Genomic DNA, 16203 nt, shown 5'->3' on the forward strand with positions numbered 1-16203 from the left:
CAAAGCCATGTTTAAAAACTATTTGTTAGTAGCCTTGCGTAACCTTTCGAGGAATAAGGGATATGCATTCATTAATATCACAGGTTTGGTTGTAGGACTCACCTGTACCATGTTGATCTTGCTCTATATTAAAGATGAAGTAAGCTTCGACCGGTTTCAAACCAATGCAGATACTATTTATCGCATTGTAAGTAAGAGTAAGCGAGGTGGTAAACTGGGATATTCAGTAAGTACCGGATATTTTCAAGGACCAAAGTTTGCTCAGAATGTACCCGGTATCAAGCATTTTGTGAGAGTGCAGAGTAATTCAGAAGATATCAAAACAGGAAATGATATTCATTCTCAAGATTTGCTTTATGTTGATTCCAGCTTTTTTCAGGTGTTTAGCTTTCCCCTCATTGCCGGGAATAGAATCAGTTGTTTAAAAGATCCCAATTCGGTTGTCATTTCTGAGGATGTTGCCAAAAGGCAGTTCGGAACAAAGGATGCAGTTGGTAAGACGATTCAGATAAAAAGGGATGGTGCTTTCAAGCCATTTACAGTGTCGGCTGTGGCAGAAAATTGTCCTCAGAATTCCTCGATACAGTTTGAAGTATTGTTGCCAATAATGGAATCGGATGCTGACAAAGCAAATAGCGAAAACTGGTTTAATTTCTTCTTAAACACATTTGTAGTGTTGGATGAGAATGCAAAAGCGGAAACGGTTAGCACACAGATGCAGCAGTTTTACATAGCCGATGCCAAGCCTGTGTTCGAGATGTTGATTAAAAAGTACGGAGGTGGCCCCGATGCTTCTATGGGCGAATATTTTCTGCAACCCTATTTGGACATCCACATGAGTACCGATATGCCGGCACAGAATGGAATGGTTCATGCGAGTAATCCCATGTTTAGTTATATTTTGTCGGGCATTGCTTTGTTTATCTTGTTGATCGCCTGTATCAATTTCGTGAATCTATCGGTGGCACGTTCAGTGAAAAGAGCCAAGGAAATTGGCATTCGTAAAGTAGTGGGTGGAGATCGAAAGCAACTGGTATTTCAGTTTTTAGGCGAATCGTACATACTTTGTTTGATTGCTTTCTTACTATCAGTAGCTGTGGTAATTGTATTGTTGCCCTTTTTCAATCACCTAGCCGATAAGGCTTTAGCCTTTTCCTATTTGTTAGATACGAAACTGATCATTTCCTTTATTGTATTGTTTCTGATCACTGGATTTTTGGCCGGATTTTATCCTGCCATGGTGCTATCGGGTTATAATCCCGTTGAAACCTTGTACAGTCGATTCAATATTACGGGCAAGAATTATTTGCAGAAATCATTGGTGGTGCTGCAGTTCAGTTTGGCCTCTTTTCTTATTATCGCTGCATTCGCAGTGTACTACCAGTTCGATTATCTGACCAAGAAAGACCTTGGATACGATGATAAAGATGTGGTTGTTGTAAGTAAGAATCAGTTTTCATATTCTGGCGCATCTGCCTTTAGAGAAGAATTGGAGCGTAATTCTTCCATTGTAGGGGTAGCATTTAAAAATGCCGGCGATTGGCAAACAGCCGCTAGAAATGCAGTTGATACTACCATTCAATTTGCGTATGAAACGGTGGATGAGAACTACATTCCGATGATGAAGATCCCTTTGATTTCGGGACGTAATTTCTCAAAAGAGTTTCCGGCAGATTCCAATAGTTCCGTCATTGTAAACGAAAGTTTTGTAAAAGCAGCGGGTTGGAAGAATCCGATCGGAGAAACGGTTAATTTCTGGTATAATAACAATGAACGTTACCGGGTGATTGGCGTGGTAAAGGATTATCACTTCAAAAGTTTAAATGAGAAGATCATTCCTCAATTGTTTACAATGAAGCGCGATAATGGATACGGTGAGTTTTATATCAAAATCAAACCCGGCTCAGCCTCTGCTTCATTAGCAGCCATTCAAAAAACATTCCGTCAATTCTTCCCCTTGGATCCATATAGTTATGACTTCAAGGATGTAAAGAATTACCGTGAATACGAGTCCGTTTCTAAATGGAAACAGATCATCCTGTTTGGAGCAATACTTACAATTTTAATTTCCTGTTTTGGATTGTTTGGACTTTCTGTATTGAGTGCTGAAAAACGAATGAAAGAAATTGGCATTCGGAAAGTATTGGGTGCTTCTGTAAACACCATTGTACGTTCCTTATCAATAGACTTTGTGAAATTGGTATTGATATCATTGGTCATTGCTATTCCGGTGAGTTATTGGGCGGCCGAAAAATGGTTGCAAAACTTTCCGTATCGTGTTTCATTGGGATGGTGGTTGTTTGCTGCTGCAGCCGTTTTGGTGGTGTTGATTGCCTTAGCTACCATCAGTTTTCAATCGATCAAAGCGGCTGTTGCCAATCCGGTGAAGAGCCTAAAATCTGAATAATAATTTGAATGCTATGATTCGTATTAATAGGTTAAGTAAGTGGGTGAATAACGGCAACAATCGGATATTCTTACTAAAAGATATCCATGTTTCTATAGAAGAGGGAGAGTTTGTGTCTATTATGGGGCCATCAGGTTCCGGTAAATCAACATTGTTGAATGTGATGGGTATGTTGGATCAATTTGATGAAGGTGAATATGTGTTTATGGATACCCCGGTTCATCAATTAAAAGAGAAGCAACGTACGGAGTTGTACAAAACGCATATTGGATTTGTGTTTCAAGCCTATCATCTCATTGATGAGTTAACAGTGTACGAAAACATTGAAACGCCTTTGTTGTATCAAAACATAAAATCAAGCGAACGGAAGGCAATGGTAGCTGATGTATTGGATAAATTCAACATCGTTGGAAAGAAGGATTTGTTTCCGGCTCAACTTTCGGGTGGTCAGCAACAATTGGTGGGCATTGCCCGAGCCTTGATTGCCAAGCCGAAATTGATTTTGGCGGATGAACCCACGGGGAATTTGAATAGTAAGCAGGGGGAGGAGATCATGGAATTGTTTAGGAAATTGAATAAAGAAGAAGGGGTGACCATTATTCAAGTAACACACTCAGAGAAGAATGCACAATACGGAAATCGTATCATCCATTTATTGGATGGTAGAATTGAACAGCAATAACTAAAGAAGATGAAACAAAAGATTAAAATAGTAAGCGGACTAGTGATTGGAGTAATAATGAGTATCTCAGCGTATTCACAATCGAACACCGTGTATTCCTTACAGCAATGTGTTGACATCGCTCTCAAGAATAATCTGGATGTCTTAAATGCCGGTTTCCGTGCCCAAAATGCAGAAGTAAATGCTGCGCAGGCTAGGTCTACCTTGTTTCCTACGCTGAATGCGAACATTAATCATGGTATTAATCAGGGAAGAAGCATCAACCCTTATACGAATAGTTATCTGGATCAAACCTTGAATACTGCGCAGTACAATTTGAGTTCAGGAGTTGTTTTGTGGAACGGTTCTGCAACCATCAATTCCATTAAGCAGGGGCAACAAACATTAGAAGGCGCCAAAATGGATTTGCAGCAAGCGAAGAATGATTTGACCATCAATGTAATACTAGCGTACTTGTTAGTGCTGAACAACCAAGATCAATTAGCGCTGGCTACTAATCAGGCCGATGTAAGTAAAAAGCAAGTAGAACGCTTGACCTTGTTAGATAAAGATGGGGCTATAGCACCGGCAACCTTATACGATCAGAAAGGTCAATTGGGGAGTGATGAGTTGAGTATCATCGCTTCTAAGAATGCGTTGGAGAGTTCGAAGATTGCCCTGTGTCAGTTAATGAATATCCCTTATACCAATGAAATGGGACTAGAGAAAATTGATGTGAACGATTTGAAGCGCTACAGTACATCAATTGAAGAAGTGTACAATGCTGCCGGAAAAGGATTTGCATCGGTTCAAGCAGCGGCATTTAAAACACGTGCCGCTAGTTTGGGGGTGAAAGTTGCGCGCGGGTACCTGATGCCCACTCTAAGTTTGAATGCTTCCTTGGGTACGAACTATTCAAGCGCTGCTAATACATTGAAATTTTTAAGTACAACCGATGTTGCTACAAACGCTTATGTAACGGTTAATAACGTAAAAACTACGGTGTATACGAGTCAAGATAATTTTGAGAGTCAAAAATTAAGTTATGGGAGTCAGTGGAAAAATAACCTGAATTCTTATATTGGAGTGGGACTGCAGATACCCATATTCAATGCGGCTCGGGTGAGGGCTCAATATAAGCTTGCGAAAATTACGGAGCAACAGTTGGTGAATGCGGAGAAAGCCATCAATATTCGATTGAGACAGGCGATTGATTTGGCGTATATCAATATGAATACTGCGTTTGAGCGGTATCAAGTATTAGAGCAACAAGCGGCCGATTATGCAGTTTCTTTTAGAGCTGCAACTACAAAGTTTGAAGCGGGGGTGATCACATCTGTTGATTATATTATTGCCAAAAACAACCTTGATCGCGCGAATACAAATTTGATTGCAGCGAAGTATGATTATATTTTGAAGACGAAGGTGTTGGATTATTATCAGGGGTTGAAATAGAGAGGTTCATCGCGGAGGGAAGGAGGGAAGGAGAGGCGCGGAGTTACTATTTGTTTCTGTAGCGGGTTTACATTTGAAGATTTTTACTCTACCGCAAAGGAAGTAAGAGCGCAACGGTTCGCAACGTATTGCAAATAGCAGAGACGTTTTTAAATTTTAAGTCAGCTTGAAGTTTAGGCAGAGCTACTCAGAGTAATTTGAACTCCGTTGCGAACCGTTGCGCCCTTTGTTACGTTGCGGTAGAGTAAACTCTTCGAATTTCAGGAAGCCCCACAAACCTCCGTGCTTCTCCTTCTCTCCTTCTTTTTGCGATGAACAAGACCTCATTCCTTCTACTATGAATCATTACTGCCCAATCAAAATATCATAAGGATATCCCCCTAAATTATTAATCGTTGGAAGCGAAGTGATAGATCCATCTTTCCAATAAAACGGTTCTCTTGATCCGTTAGTAGCAACAATGAATCCACTTAAATACACGCTGTTGTTTGCTACTTTAATAGAAGATGCACGGTTTTGGCGGTTGGCACTTTCTGTTGCCAAAACGTTCATTACTCCGTCTTTCCAATAGCAAGCTTGATCGGGTTTTCCTTGCTTTACGTAATAGCCGGCAAGATAAACCGAACCCTTGTTTACCACCATATTCCCTTCTATCTTGCTTTCATTCGCCATTGGATTGGAGATAACCACACCCTCAAGATTGTCTTTCCAAAGCATACCGGTCCAGTATTGATCGTTTTTGTCGGTGGCAACACCAGCAACATAAACGGAACTGCCTGAAATAGCGATGGTATTGGGAATACCCCAAGTGCCAATGGCTGAGCTTGGTTGTTCCATAAGTCCGCCGTTCTTCCAAATTACCGGTACTCGCTTTGTTCCAAGTTGGCTATATCCAGTTAAATAGACATCGTTTTTATCTACAGCAATAGCGCTTACTAAATTGTATTTGTTGGGTTCTAAAATGGCAGTATAGGCTGTAGGTACATCGTTTTTCCAAACGGTAGGCAAATAAGAACTTCCACTCTTGCTGGTACCCCCTATGTAAACATCGGTACCTGAAACAAATACCCCCGTAGCATTGCCTTCTCCATAACCATTAGCGGGAGTAAGGCCTACCATAACACCGTTCTTCCAATATACCGGTTTGAGAACGCCGTTGATATACAGCGTGCCTACCACATAAATATCTTTTCCCAATTGTGCAATGGTTGCAGCGCCACCGTAAGCACCGGGCGGAATGGGCAAATCAGTGCGTACACCGTTTCTCCAGATACAGGGAGTACCTTGTCCACCCACCGGTTGAATAACGGTGCCGCTTACATATACAACTGTATCGGAAGGGTTGTTGGTAATGGGCTGCGCTTCGTGATCTTTCTTACAAGAAACGAAAGCAATTGAGAATAATAGGATGGTAATAAGCTGTTTCATGTGTTTAGTTTATGAAACAAACGTATTCGATACAAAACTCGCTTTCCTCCCCTAAAAACATGATTTTATAGGAGAGTGTAAGAAACTGCCTGTGAAGGATGCAGGAGCTTTTCAAATAACACATAAATAAAAGATAATGTATAATATAAAAACAATAAATATAAACTTATGAAAATTAAACCCAGTTTTGTGGTACAAAAAACAACAACCAATGACAAGAATCACCATCGCGAAAGGGGACGGAATAGGTCCCGAAATCATGGAAGCCACTCTCAAAGTGCTTTCTGCTGCAGGCGCAGCACTCGAGTATGATGAAATTGAAGTAGGTGAAAAAGAGTACCTCGCCGGTAATACTTCCGGTATCAAACCCGAATCTTGGGATGTAATCCGCAAAAACAAAGTTTTCCTCAAAGCCCCCATTACCACTCCTCAGGGCGGCGGTTACAAAAGCTTAAACGTATCAACACGAAAATTCTTAGGACTGTTTGCCAATGTTCGCCCTTGCACCAGTTTGTATCCTTTTGTTGACACGAAGCATCCGAAAATGGACATCGTAATTGTTCGTGAAAACGAAGAAGACTTGTACGCCGGTATCGAACACCAACAAACCGATGAAGTAGTACAGTGCTTGAAACTCATCAGCCGCCCCGGTTGTGAAAAAATCATTCGCTATGCTTTTGAATATGCAAAGCAAAACAATCGCAAAAAAGTGACTTGTTTCACAAAAGACAATATCATGAAACAAACCGATGGATTGTTTCATCAAGTGTTTGAAGAAATTGGAAAAGAATATCCTGAAATAGAGCAAGAACATTGGATCATCGATATTGGTGCGGCTAAAATGGCCGATACGCCTGAAAACTTTGATGTGATTGTAGTGCCTAATTTGTACGGCGATGTGCTCTCCGATGTTGCCGCACAAATTGCCGGATCGGTTGGATTGGCAGGTTCTTCCAATATCGGTGAAGAATGTGCGATGTTCGAAGCTATCCATGGTTCTGCTCCAAGAATGGCTGGTAAGAATACTGCGAACCCTTCAGGATTGTTGCAAGGTGCAGTGATGATGTTGAACCATATTGGTCAGAGCGATATTGCTGCTTCCATTCAAAACGCATGGTTGAAAACCATCGAAGATGGCATTCATACCAAAGATATTTATCAAGAAGGAATCAGTAAGCAACTGGTAGGTACCCAAGAGTTTGCAGACGCTATCATTAAAAACTTAGGACAGAAGCCGAATCAACTTCAACCAGTATCCTATAGTCAGGAATACAAAATTCAAATCCCTAAATACCAACGCAAACCGCAACAAGCCAAAACACTGGAAGGAGTAGACATTTTTGTACACTGGCCGGGATTTGAAGCCAACCAATTGGCTGAACTAATGACACAGTTACAGAAGGATAAAATCAAGTTGTCGATGATCACCAACCGTGGTATCAAAGTATGGCCCAATGGTTTCGAAGAAACCTTCTGTACCGACCACTGGCGTTGCAGATTTGTGAAGGAAGATTATCAAGAAATGTCGCGCGCAGAGATCATTGAACTCTTGCAAAGAGCCATTGAAACCAAAGTAGAGGTCATCAAAACTGAAAATCTCTACAGCTTCGAAGGCAAGAAAGGATACTCGCTTGGTCAAGGTCAATAAATGTATACCGCCGGCACTTGGTTCGCCATTAACCAACCAATCAAGTAGCCGGCATTTTTCTGCCTAATCAATCAAATAAAGCAAAGCCGCCTGATTGCTTTATAAAATAAATCATATGACCGTTTTAGCAATGTCAACCCAATTCAGTGTTCATCAGTTTTTTGAAGGAAGGCGCATTGCCCTTCTTACCAAACATGGAAAGGAATCGGTGATGGCACCACTATTGAAAGAGAAACTTGGAATGGAGCTAGAAGTAGTAACAGGGTTTGATACCGATCTTTTAGGAACCTTCTCAGGTGAAATTGAAAGAGAATTGGATCCTTTATCAGCAGCCAAACGAAAATGTGAATTGGCTTTGCAGTTTTCCGACTGTGATATTGCTATTGCCAGTGAAGGATCTTTCGGTCCACATCCGCATATTCCTTTTGCAAGCTGCGATGAAGAATGGGTAGTTATAATGGATCAGAAGAACAACTTTCTTTTTATCGAAAGAGAGTGGAGTTTGGAAACCAATTTCAGTGGAAGAGTAGTTAGTACGGAAGCGGAACTCATGGAATTTGCTCAAAAAGCACAGTTCCCTTCTCACGGATTGATATTGCGAAAAGAACAAGGCAAAAATAGTTTAGTGATTAAAGGGGCCAATACTCCTGTATTGCTTAAATCACATTTTCACTATTTAAACGAAAAGTGGGGAAAGGTATTTGTTGAAACAGATATGCGTGCGCATTGCAATCCAACACGTATGAATGTGATTCAGCGCACTACGGAAAAGTTGATTCAGAAAATGCTCAGTGCGTGTCCACGTTGTAAATTACCCGGTTTTGGTGTGGTATCGGCAAGCCCCGGGCTTCCCTGCAGCTTATGCGAAGCGCCTACGAACAGTGTTTTGTATTTGGTAAAAAATTGTCAGTTCTGTAATTATTCCGATAAGCTTTATTATCCGCATAACAAGCGAACGGAAGATCCAATGTTTTGCGACCAATGTAATCCCTAAACAAAAAAATAAAATGAAGACGCTTGTTAAAAACGTTACGATTGTTAGCGATCATGAGAAAAAAGTATCGGATGTGCTTGTGTCCGATTTTCGATTCGAAAAAATTGATTCAGTTATTGATGTAAAAGCTGATGTGGAAATTGATGGTACCGGATTGGTAATGTTGCCTGGTGTGATAGATACACATGTTCATTTTAGAGAGCCGGGATATACGAACAAAGCCACGATACTTTCAGAGTCTTCAGCAGCAGTGGCCGGTGGTGTTACTTCGTTTATGGACATGCCCAATACAAAACCGGACGCTACCAGTTTGGATGTTTTGGAAGAGAAGTACAAATTGGCTTCTCAATCATCTATGGCCAATTATTCCTTCTACTTAGGAACAAACGGATATAATATTGAAGAGATCAAGCGTATGAACCGCAATACGATTTGTGGTGTAACGGACGATGGTTTGTATTTCAAAGATGGTGCTTTGTGCAATCGCCCCGACTTATTAGAGAAAGTAATGAAAAGTACAGATGCAATTGTGGCGCTTCATTGCGAGCAAGAAGATATCATTGCAAAAACATCGTCGGTATTTAAGTTTAGTTTGCGCAATGCCATCACTCCGGAGAAGCATACCATGTTCCGAAGCAGAGAAGCTTGTTTTGAAGCGAGTAAGAAAGTAGTAGAATTGGCAAAAGAAACCGGAGCTCGTGTTCATTTGTTACACCTCAGTACAATGGATGAATTGGCTTTGTTGGAAGACAGTCCTTTGAGTAAGAATAAAAGAATTACGGCAGAAATTTGTTTGCCTCACTTGATGTTTTCTTATAACAATTACAAAGAACTAGGGTATAAAATGAAAGTGAATCCTTCCATTAAATTGGAATCGGATCGTCAGAAATTGATTGCTGCTTTGTTAACGAACAAGATCGACACCATTGGGAGTGATCACGCACCTCATTTACTTTCAGAAAAAGAAGGTGGATATGATGAGGTGAAATCGGGAATGCCCGGGGTAGGACATAGCCTGTTATCGCTTTTAGAAAAGTACAAGAAAGGGATCATTTCTTTAGAACAGGTAGTGAATAAGATGTGTCACAATCCGGCTAACCTCTTTCAAATTTTGGAGCGAGGATACATTCGAGAGGGCTATTTTGCCGACTTTGTGTTGGTAGATATGAATGCAAATGAAGTGAAGCCAAGCATTTCCTATGCATGTGGTTGGTCGCCTTATGAGCAAACAACTTATAGTACACAGATCAAAGCTACTTTTGTAAATGGAGTGCAAGCTTATAGTGAGGGAAGAGTGCAAGCCTTACCAGCCGGAATGCGGTTGCATTTTGCAGTAGAGAACTAGATGCCGGTTTCTTTTTCTAGTGAGGGAGAAGTAGTGGAACGATGGGATGAAAAGTGAAGCACATTTTTACTTGTAATAAATGTTTGATGATTTTGTTTGCGCGGTTTTTCGTATGAATCCGTGGGCGGAAGTGTTCTCACTTCCGCTTTATTTTTTTAAAAAAAGAGAATTTAAATTTGGTGAAATGCTAAAAATTTTAGTATTTTTGATTTAAATAAGTGTGGATGGATAAGGCAACAGTCATCTCGCAATTGCGAAGAGATCTGATGGCCCTAGGGGGTATTCGTGCCAGTACTGTGGGGAGTTTTCAGCCAACTTTACCTGAATTCTGTCGCGATCATTTTCCATTAGGAGTTTTTCCAAGTGCTGCCGTTCATGAGATATGTTGTTCGGATCCGGAGTCGATAGCAGCAGGGTATGGTTTTATAGCCGGAATGATAAAGTCGGTATTAAAAACCAATGGTGTGATAGTATGGATATGGGATCGATGGTCTTTATTTCCTCATGGCATATCAGCATTTGGGATTGATTCTCAACATATATTATTTGTTCGTCCACCAACATTAAAAGCACGTCAATGGATACTCGAAGAAGCAGTAAAATGCGAAGGGGTAGCCATTGTGATAGCGGAGACCCATAAGGTTGATTTCACCCTTTCACGGCGATTGCAACTGGCCGTTGAAACATCAAAAGTTACCACATTCCTGCTCAATACATCTAAGCAGGAACCCATCAACAATTCATGTGTGAGTAGATGGCGTATTCAGCCATTACCCAGTAGTTCAGACAATGCCCTGCCTGGAGTAGGATTTCCTTGCTGGAAGGTTTCTTTATTGAAAATGAGAAATGGAAAACCCGGCGAATGGGAGGTTCGATATAAGCAAGGTCAATTGGAAGAATGGACCAAACCTATTGAACTCGCCAACGAAGTGCTTGCACAAAAGCAAACACCATTAGTGTATAAGTCGAAAGGCGATGGAGAGGAGAAGGGGGTTGTGGCAGCGTAGGAGAGTAATTAAGAATTAACAATTAATAATTAAGAATGGAACAGCCGGGAGTAATTAATAATTAACAATTAATAATTAATAATGGAACAGCCAGAATACAGGAGGGAGGATAGGAGGAGACGAGGAAGGAGGAAATACAGAGAGCCTGTCAACGCTGCGAAAACGCTGCGATCGCTGCGCCGCCGCGGTGAAATAATTAATAATTAAGAATGAATAATGAAACAGCCGGAGAAAAGGAGGGAGGAAGATGGAGGAGGTAGATTATCCATCCTGTAAATCCTTTAATCCTGTAAATCCTGATCTAGGAAATACAGAGAGACAGCACCGCTGCGGTGAAAAAAAGAATTCTTTGCGAGAACTCTGCGCTCTTCGCGGTCTCTGCGGTGAACCCCAAGCAGCTGCACAAAACTAAAAAACTTAAAAACTAAAAAACTCAAAACTTATAACTCCTAACTCCCAACTCCCCATACCTTCCTTTGCCACGCTTCCTCACCATATGGTTCCCTTACTTCAAAACCGATTGGATATCAAAACGAGATGCCAACGCGAAATGCAATCCAACTGTTTTTTATACTGTATCTCACGGGAAACAATTAGTGATAGCAATGAATGCACATGCTCAAAAACTGGGTGCTCGAAAAGAGATGGTACTGGCCGACGCTAGAGCCATTGTTCCCAATTTGCAAGCAAAAGAAGATCAGCCCGAACAATTCAAATTGATCTTGCAAAAAATTGCGGATTGGATGATTCGTTATACGCCTCAAGTATCTGTACTCTCGGAAGACTGTATTTTACTTGATGCTACCGGCTGCGCTCATCTTTGGGGTGGTGAAAAATCTTACATCACCGCCATCAAAGAACGCCTGCGAAGTTTTGGATATACTGCTAAAATTTCGATGGCCTCCACCATTGGTGCAGCTTGGGCACTTACTCATTATGGTGAGGAAGATCAAATTGTTGCTCCCGGTGAAGAATTACAAGCTATTTTATCACTTCCACCCGAAGCCCTTCGTTTGGAACCGGAAGTAATTGAACGACTTTACAAACTAGGGTTCAAGCGCATCAATGATTTTGTAAAAATACCCTCTGCTGCGCTGAAACGCAGATTGGGTGAATCGTTCGTAAAAAGATATTATCAGGCCATTCAAAAAATGGATGAGCCTTTTGCTACTATTGTACCATCCGTATCCTATGTAGAACGCCTTCCCGCACTAGAACCAATCACTCATCGCAATGGTGTTGAAAAAGCGTTGGAAGGATTACTCGATCAATTGCTTCCCAAATTGGAAAAAGAAGGACTGGGTATTCGGAAGATTCGGTTAACGCTGCACCGAATCGATGGAACGCATCAATATTCCGATTGCAGTTCTTCTTTACCTACTCAAAACAAAACTAGTTTGTTGAAATTGTTTGAGTTGAAATTTTCCGACTTGCTCTTAGAGCCTGGTGTAGAAGTGTTTTTGTTAGAAGCGATTCATACCGAAAAAATGATCGCCACGCAAGAAGCCATGTGGGAGCAGAAAAAACATTTGGCCGATCCATCCGTAGCCTATCTGATCGATAAAATGCAACACAAACTTGGAAACAATGCCGTGAATCGTTACCTACCCTATGCTCAACATTTTCCGGAACGGTCTATACAACCACAGAAAGACTTGGGAGCCATTACTGATTTAAAATGGGAATCGAACATGATCCGACCTATTATGATGCTAGAAGATCCCGACCCTATTTCAGTAATGGCCCCGGTACCGGATTATCCTCCTATTTTATTTCGACATAAAAAGGAAGTTCATAAAATTATCAAAGCAGACGGGCCAGAACGAATTGAAGCTCCTTGGTGGATAGAAACCGGACTTCACCGCGATTACTACAAAGTGGAAGACGATAAAGGAAGACGTTATTGGATCTATCGATTGGGTCATTACGAAGAAACCGGAAACCCTAAATGGTTCTTGCATGGATACTTTGCTTGATGGATATGTGGAGTTGGAAGTGACTACCAATTTTAGTTTTCTACAAGGGGGCTCGCATCCTGAAGAATTGGTGGAACAAGCATTGCTATTAGGATACAAAGAAATCGCCATTGCCGACCACAATACACTGGCGGGAGTGGTGAGGGCGTATGCTGCTGCAAAAAAATGTGGTGTTCGAGTGATTGTAGGATCGAAGATTATCATGCAAGACGGTTTGTCTGTTTTGGTTTATCCTATCAATTTAAAGGGATACACCCAACTCTGCGAATTATTGTCGCGCGGAAACATTCGCACCGAAAAAGGGAAATGCGAATTGTATAAAGAAGATTTGTTTGAATTGCTTCACGACTGTATCCTAATCATGCCGGCACCTTTCAAGCTTACGCCGATCTATGAATTGGAAGAAAGTTTTGTATCAGCATTGCTTCAGTTTAAAGAAGTATTTCAGGATCGATTTTACATGGCGATTACGAGAAGGTACCAGTCGTTCGATCAAAAACTAATGTTTCAATTAGAGCAATGCAGTAATAACCACGGAATACAAATGGTGGCCACCAATGATGTGTATTATCATCATCCGAGTCGTCGTCCTTTGCAAGATGTGTTGACTTGTATTAAAAACAAAACGACCATTCAAAATGCAGGATTTCTGTTGCATTCCAATGCTGAGCGCTATTTGAAATCGATACGGGAAATGAACCGTCTTTTTAAATGTTATCCACAGGCCATCAAAAATGCTCGATTGATTGCCAATCGATGTCAGTTTTCTCTGAGCAAATTAAAATATGAGTATCCAGAAGAAATTGCTCCCGATGGAAAAGATCCACAATTGCTATTAGAGGAATTGTCATGGAAAGGAGCGCATGAATTTTATGGGGAGCATATTCCGGAGAAAGTTGTAAAAAACATCTTGCATGAATTGAGTTTCATCAAGCAAATGAACTATGCGCCTTACTTTCTAACCGTGCATGATATTGTTCGGTTTGCAAGGGAACGTGGTATTCTTTGTCAGGGAAGGGGTTCAGCAGCCAATTCAACGATCTGCTATTGTTTAGGCATTACAGCAGTTGATCCATCAAAATTCGATTTGCTCTTTGAACGATTTTTATCAGCCGCTCGCAACGAACCTCCCGATATTGATGTTGACTTTGAACACGAACGAAGAGAGGAAGTGATTCAATACATCTACAATAAATATGGGAGAGACAGAGCGGCCATTGTTGCTACCGTTACACAACAACATTCGAGGGGAGCCATTAGAGATATTGGTAAGGCAATGGGCCTGTCGATAGATACCATTGAGAAAATTTCAAAATCTGTTTTTAGGTATACAGATGAGATGCTTGAAAATGATCATCTGAAAGGCTTGGGCATCAATATTCAAGATGCCTATATTCAAAAAGTGATTCGTTTAACGCATCAGTACATAGGATTCCCTAGGCAGTTAGGGCAACATACCGGTGGGTTTATTATTTCTCGTAATAAGCTCACGCATTTATGTCCCATATTGAATGCTCGGATGGAAGATCGTACCAATGTGGAATGGAATAAAGATGATATTGAAGTACTGGGATTTTTGAAAGTTGATGTATTGGCGTTGGGGATGCTTACTTGCATTCGAAAATCATTTGATTTGATAGAACAGCATTATCATATAAAATATCGATTGGCAACTGTTCCACAAGACGATCCAAAAGTATATGAAATGATCAGTCGCGCCGATACCATTGGCGTGTTTCAAATTGAAAGTAGGGCACAGCAATCGATGTTGCCTCGACTTCGTCCCAAGTGTTTTTATGATTTGGTGATTGAAGTGGCCATTGTTCGTCCCGGTCCAATTCAAGGTGATATGGTGCACCCTTACTTAAGAAGAAGGAATGGGGAGGAGCCGGTGACTTATCCTTCGGAAGCAATGAAATCTATTTTGGGTAGAACCTTAGGGGTGCCTTTGTTTCAGGAACAAGCGATGAAAGTAGCGATGGTAGGCGCTGGTTTTACACCAACAGAAGCCGATCAGTTGAGAAGAAGCATGGCGAGTTTCAAATCGAAAGGGATGATTGCGGTGTTTCAAAAGAAATTGGTTGATGGTTTTCTGAAGAATGGATACAGTCTTGATTTTGCCAACAGAGTATTTGCTCAGTTGAAAGGTTTCAGTAATTATGGTTTTCCGGAAAGCCATGCTGCGAGCTTTGCGCAATTGGTCTATGTTTCATCATGGATTAAGTGTTATTATCCGGATGTATTCGTATGTGCATTGCTGAACAGTCAGCCCATGGGTTTTTACCAACCTGCGCAATTGGTTGCAGATGCAAAAGAGCATGGGGTAGAAGTGAGACCGGTAGATATCAATCATTCTTTCTGGGACAATAGCTTGGAGATAAGTGGTGGCAGATTCAAAGCCTTGCGACTTGGATTTCGTCAGGTAAAAGGAATGCACAAAGAGGATATTGATTTGATTGTTTCTAACAGAACAAAGCCTTATCGAAAAATTGCGACCCTGTATCAAATGGGAGTCAGCGATGCTGTATTGGAACGAATGGCAGACGCGGATGTGTTTCAGTCGATGGGATTGGATCGAAGAGCGGCTTTGTGGGAAATTTCTATTAAAGACAAACCGACAGGATTGTTTTCCGAAGAGGAGGATATTGAATCAACGCAACACGAAATTGTATTGCCCAAAATGCCAATGCAAGAAGAAGTGGTTTATGACTATGCCGCAACCTTTCTTTCTTTGAAAGCTCATCCGGTTAAATTCTATCGCGAAGCGTTGGATCAACTGAATGTTATTAAAATAAAACAGTTCGAATCATTAAAGAACAGTGCTTTTGTTAGAATTGCAGGACTGGTTTTATTAAAACAAATGCCGGAAACAGCCAAAGGAGTCATGTTTATTACACTTGAGGATGAATCCGGAACAGCCAATATCATAGTGTTCAACAATATATTTCAGGAATACAAGAAGGCCATTTTGCAATCGAGGTTGATGTTGGTGGAAGGTAAATTACAACGCGAGAAAGAAGTGATACATGTGATTGCGAGTAAGGTGAAGATAGTGTTGGCAAAATAAGAACATCATGTATTTTTTTTAAGAGAAGTATCTCAGATAAGTACAGATTTGAACAGATTGCAGATTGAAACTACATCTGTCTTTTAATAAATTGTTCTTTTACCGCAGCGGCGCGGCGTTCGCAGCGTATACGCAGCGAATCCTCGTGCCTATGTGCATCCGTGGTTCTGTATTTCCTACTTACTCTTTCGTCTGCCTCCCCCTGTTCTTCTTCC

Annotated in this window: 10 protein-coding genes; 9 read left to right on the forward strand and 1 reads right to left on the reverse strand. The window is 41.0% G+C overall.

All coding sequences use genetic code 11. The features are described 5' to 3' along the window. Positions 1-7 precede the first annotated feature (7 nt). The 3 genes from ACQ2HE_RS11480 to ACQ2HE_RS11490 are packed head-to-tail and all read left to right on the forward strand — an operon-like array spanning position 8 to position 4523. Positions 8-2407: an ABC transporter permease gene (locus tag ACQ2HE_RS11480; protein WP_430899350.1), complete on the forward strand. Its 2400-nt coding sequence runs from the start codon at positions 8-10 to the stop codon at positions 2405-2407. Between the two features lie 13 nt (positions 2408-2420). Then, the gene (locus tag ACQ2HE_RS11485; protein WP_430899348.1) at positions 2421-3089 is read left to right on the forward strand and encodes an ABC transporter ATP-binding protein; all 669 of its coding nucleotides are present in this window, start codon (positions 2421-2423) and stop codon (positions 3087-3089) included. Between the two features lie 9 nt (positions 3090-3098). Further along, positions 3099-4523: a TolC family protein gene (locus ACQ2HE_RS11490; RefSeq protein ID WP_430899346.1), complete on the forward strand. Its 1425-nt coding sequence runs from the start codon at positions 3099-3101 to the stop codon at positions 4521-4523. 345 nt (positions 4524-4868) lie between these two features. On the opposite strand, the gene ACQ2HE_RS11495 is transcribed toward ACQ2HE_RS11490, so the two are convergent. Beyond that, positions 4869-5951, reverse strand: coding sequence for a hypothetical protein (locus ACQ2HE_RS11495; RefSeq protein ID WP_430899344.1), 1083 nt, complete (start codon positions 5949-5951; stop codon positions 4869-4871). Positions 5952-6162: 211 nt separating this feature from the next. Here ACQ2HE_RS11495 and ACQ2HE_RS11500 point away from each other — a divergent pair, with 211 nt between their 5' ends. The 6 genes from ACQ2HE_RS11500 (at position 6163) to ACQ2HE_RS11525 (ending at position 15988) form a co-directional block, all read left to right on the forward strand. Then, positions 6163-7599, forward strand: a complete 1437-nt coding sequence (locus tag ACQ2HE_RS11500; RefSeq protein ID WP_430899342.1) for an NADP-dependent isocitrate dehydrogenase — start codon at positions 6163-6165, stop codon at positions 7597-7599. A gap of 115 nt (positions 7600-7714) precedes the next feature. Continuing rightward, complete coding sequence (locus tag ACQ2HE_RS11505) at positions 7715-8593, forward strand: DUF6671 family protein (RefSeq protein ID WP_430899340.1); 879 nt, start codon at positions 7715-7717, stop codon at positions 8591-8593. A gap of 13 nt (positions 8594-8606) precedes the next feature. Then, positions 8607-9938: an amidohydrolase family protein gene (locus tag ACQ2HE_RS11510; RefSeq protein WP_430899338.1), complete on the forward strand. Its 1332-nt coding sequence runs from the start codon at positions 8607-8609 to the stop codon at positions 9936-9938. A gap of 224 nt (positions 9939-10162) precedes the next feature. After that, positions 10163-10945 carry an ImuA family protein gene (locus ACQ2HE_RS11515; RefSeq protein WP_430899336.1) on the forward strand — a complete coding sequence of 261 codons (783 nt, stop codon included), beginning with the start codon at positions 10163-10165 and terminating at the stop codon, positions 10943-10945. Between the two features lie 476 nt (positions 10946-11421). Next, on the forward strand, positions 11422-12921 hold the full coding sequence (locus ACQ2HE_RS11520) for a Y-family DNA polymerase (protein WP_430899334.1): 1500 nt from the start codon (positions 11422-11424) through the stop codon (positions 12919-12921). Continuing rightward, positions 12905-15988 (forward strand): error-prone DNA polymerase, encoded by a 3084-nt coding sequence (locus ACQ2HE_RS11525; protein WP_430899332.1) that lies wholly within the window; start codon positions 12905-12907, stop codon positions 15986-15988. Before ACQ2HE_RS11520 ends, ACQ2HE_RS11525 begins: the two co-directional genes overlap by 17 nt. Positions 15989-16203: the final 215 nt, after the last annotated feature.

It is taken from the genome of Endoryza foliicola (assembly GCF_050589245.1).
Lineage (GTDB): Bacteria > Bacteroidota > Bacteroidia > Chitinophagales > Chitinophagaceae > Endoryza > Endoryza foliicola.

Excerpts from the sequence above, each read along its gene's own strand:
- ACQ2HE_RS11480 (WP_430899350.1), top strand. The coding sequence starts at position 8 with ATGTTTAAAAACTATTTGTTAGTAGCCTTGCGTAACCTTTCGAGGAAT.
- ACQ2HE_RS11485 (WP_430899348.1), top strand. The coding sequence starts at position 2,421 with ATGATTCGTATTAATAGGTTAAGTAAGTGGGTGAATAACGGCAACAAT.
- ACQ2HE_RS11490 (WP_430899346.1), top strand. The coding sequence starts at position 3,099 with ATGAAACAAAAGATTAAAATAGTAAGCGGACTAGTGATTGGAGTAATA.
- ACQ2HE_RS11495 (WP_430899344.1), bottom strand. The coding sequence starts at position 5,951 with ATGAAACAGCTTATTACCATCCTATTATTCTCAATTGCTTTCGTTTCT.
- ACQ2HE_RS11500 (WP_430899342.1), top strand. The coding sequence starts at position 6,163 with ATGACAAGAATCACCATCGCGAAAGGGGACGGAATAGGTCCCGAAATC.
- ACQ2HE_RS11505 (WP_430899340.1), top strand. The coding sequence starts at position 7,715 with ATGACCGTTTTAGCAATGTCAACCCAATTCAGTGTTCATCAGTTTTTT.
- ACQ2HE_RS11510 (WP_430899338.1), top strand. The coding sequence starts at position 8,607 with ATGAAGACGCTTGTTAAAAACGTTACGATTGTTAGCGATCATGAGAAA.
- ACQ2HE_RS11515 (WP_430899336.1), top strand. The coding sequence starts at position 10,163 with ATGGATAAGGCAACAGTCATCTCGCAATTGCGAAGAGATCTGATGGCC.
- ACQ2HE_RS11525 (WP_430899332.1), top strand. The coding sequence starts at position 12,905 with ATGGATACTTTGCTTGATGGATATGTGGAGTTGGAAGTGACTACCAAT.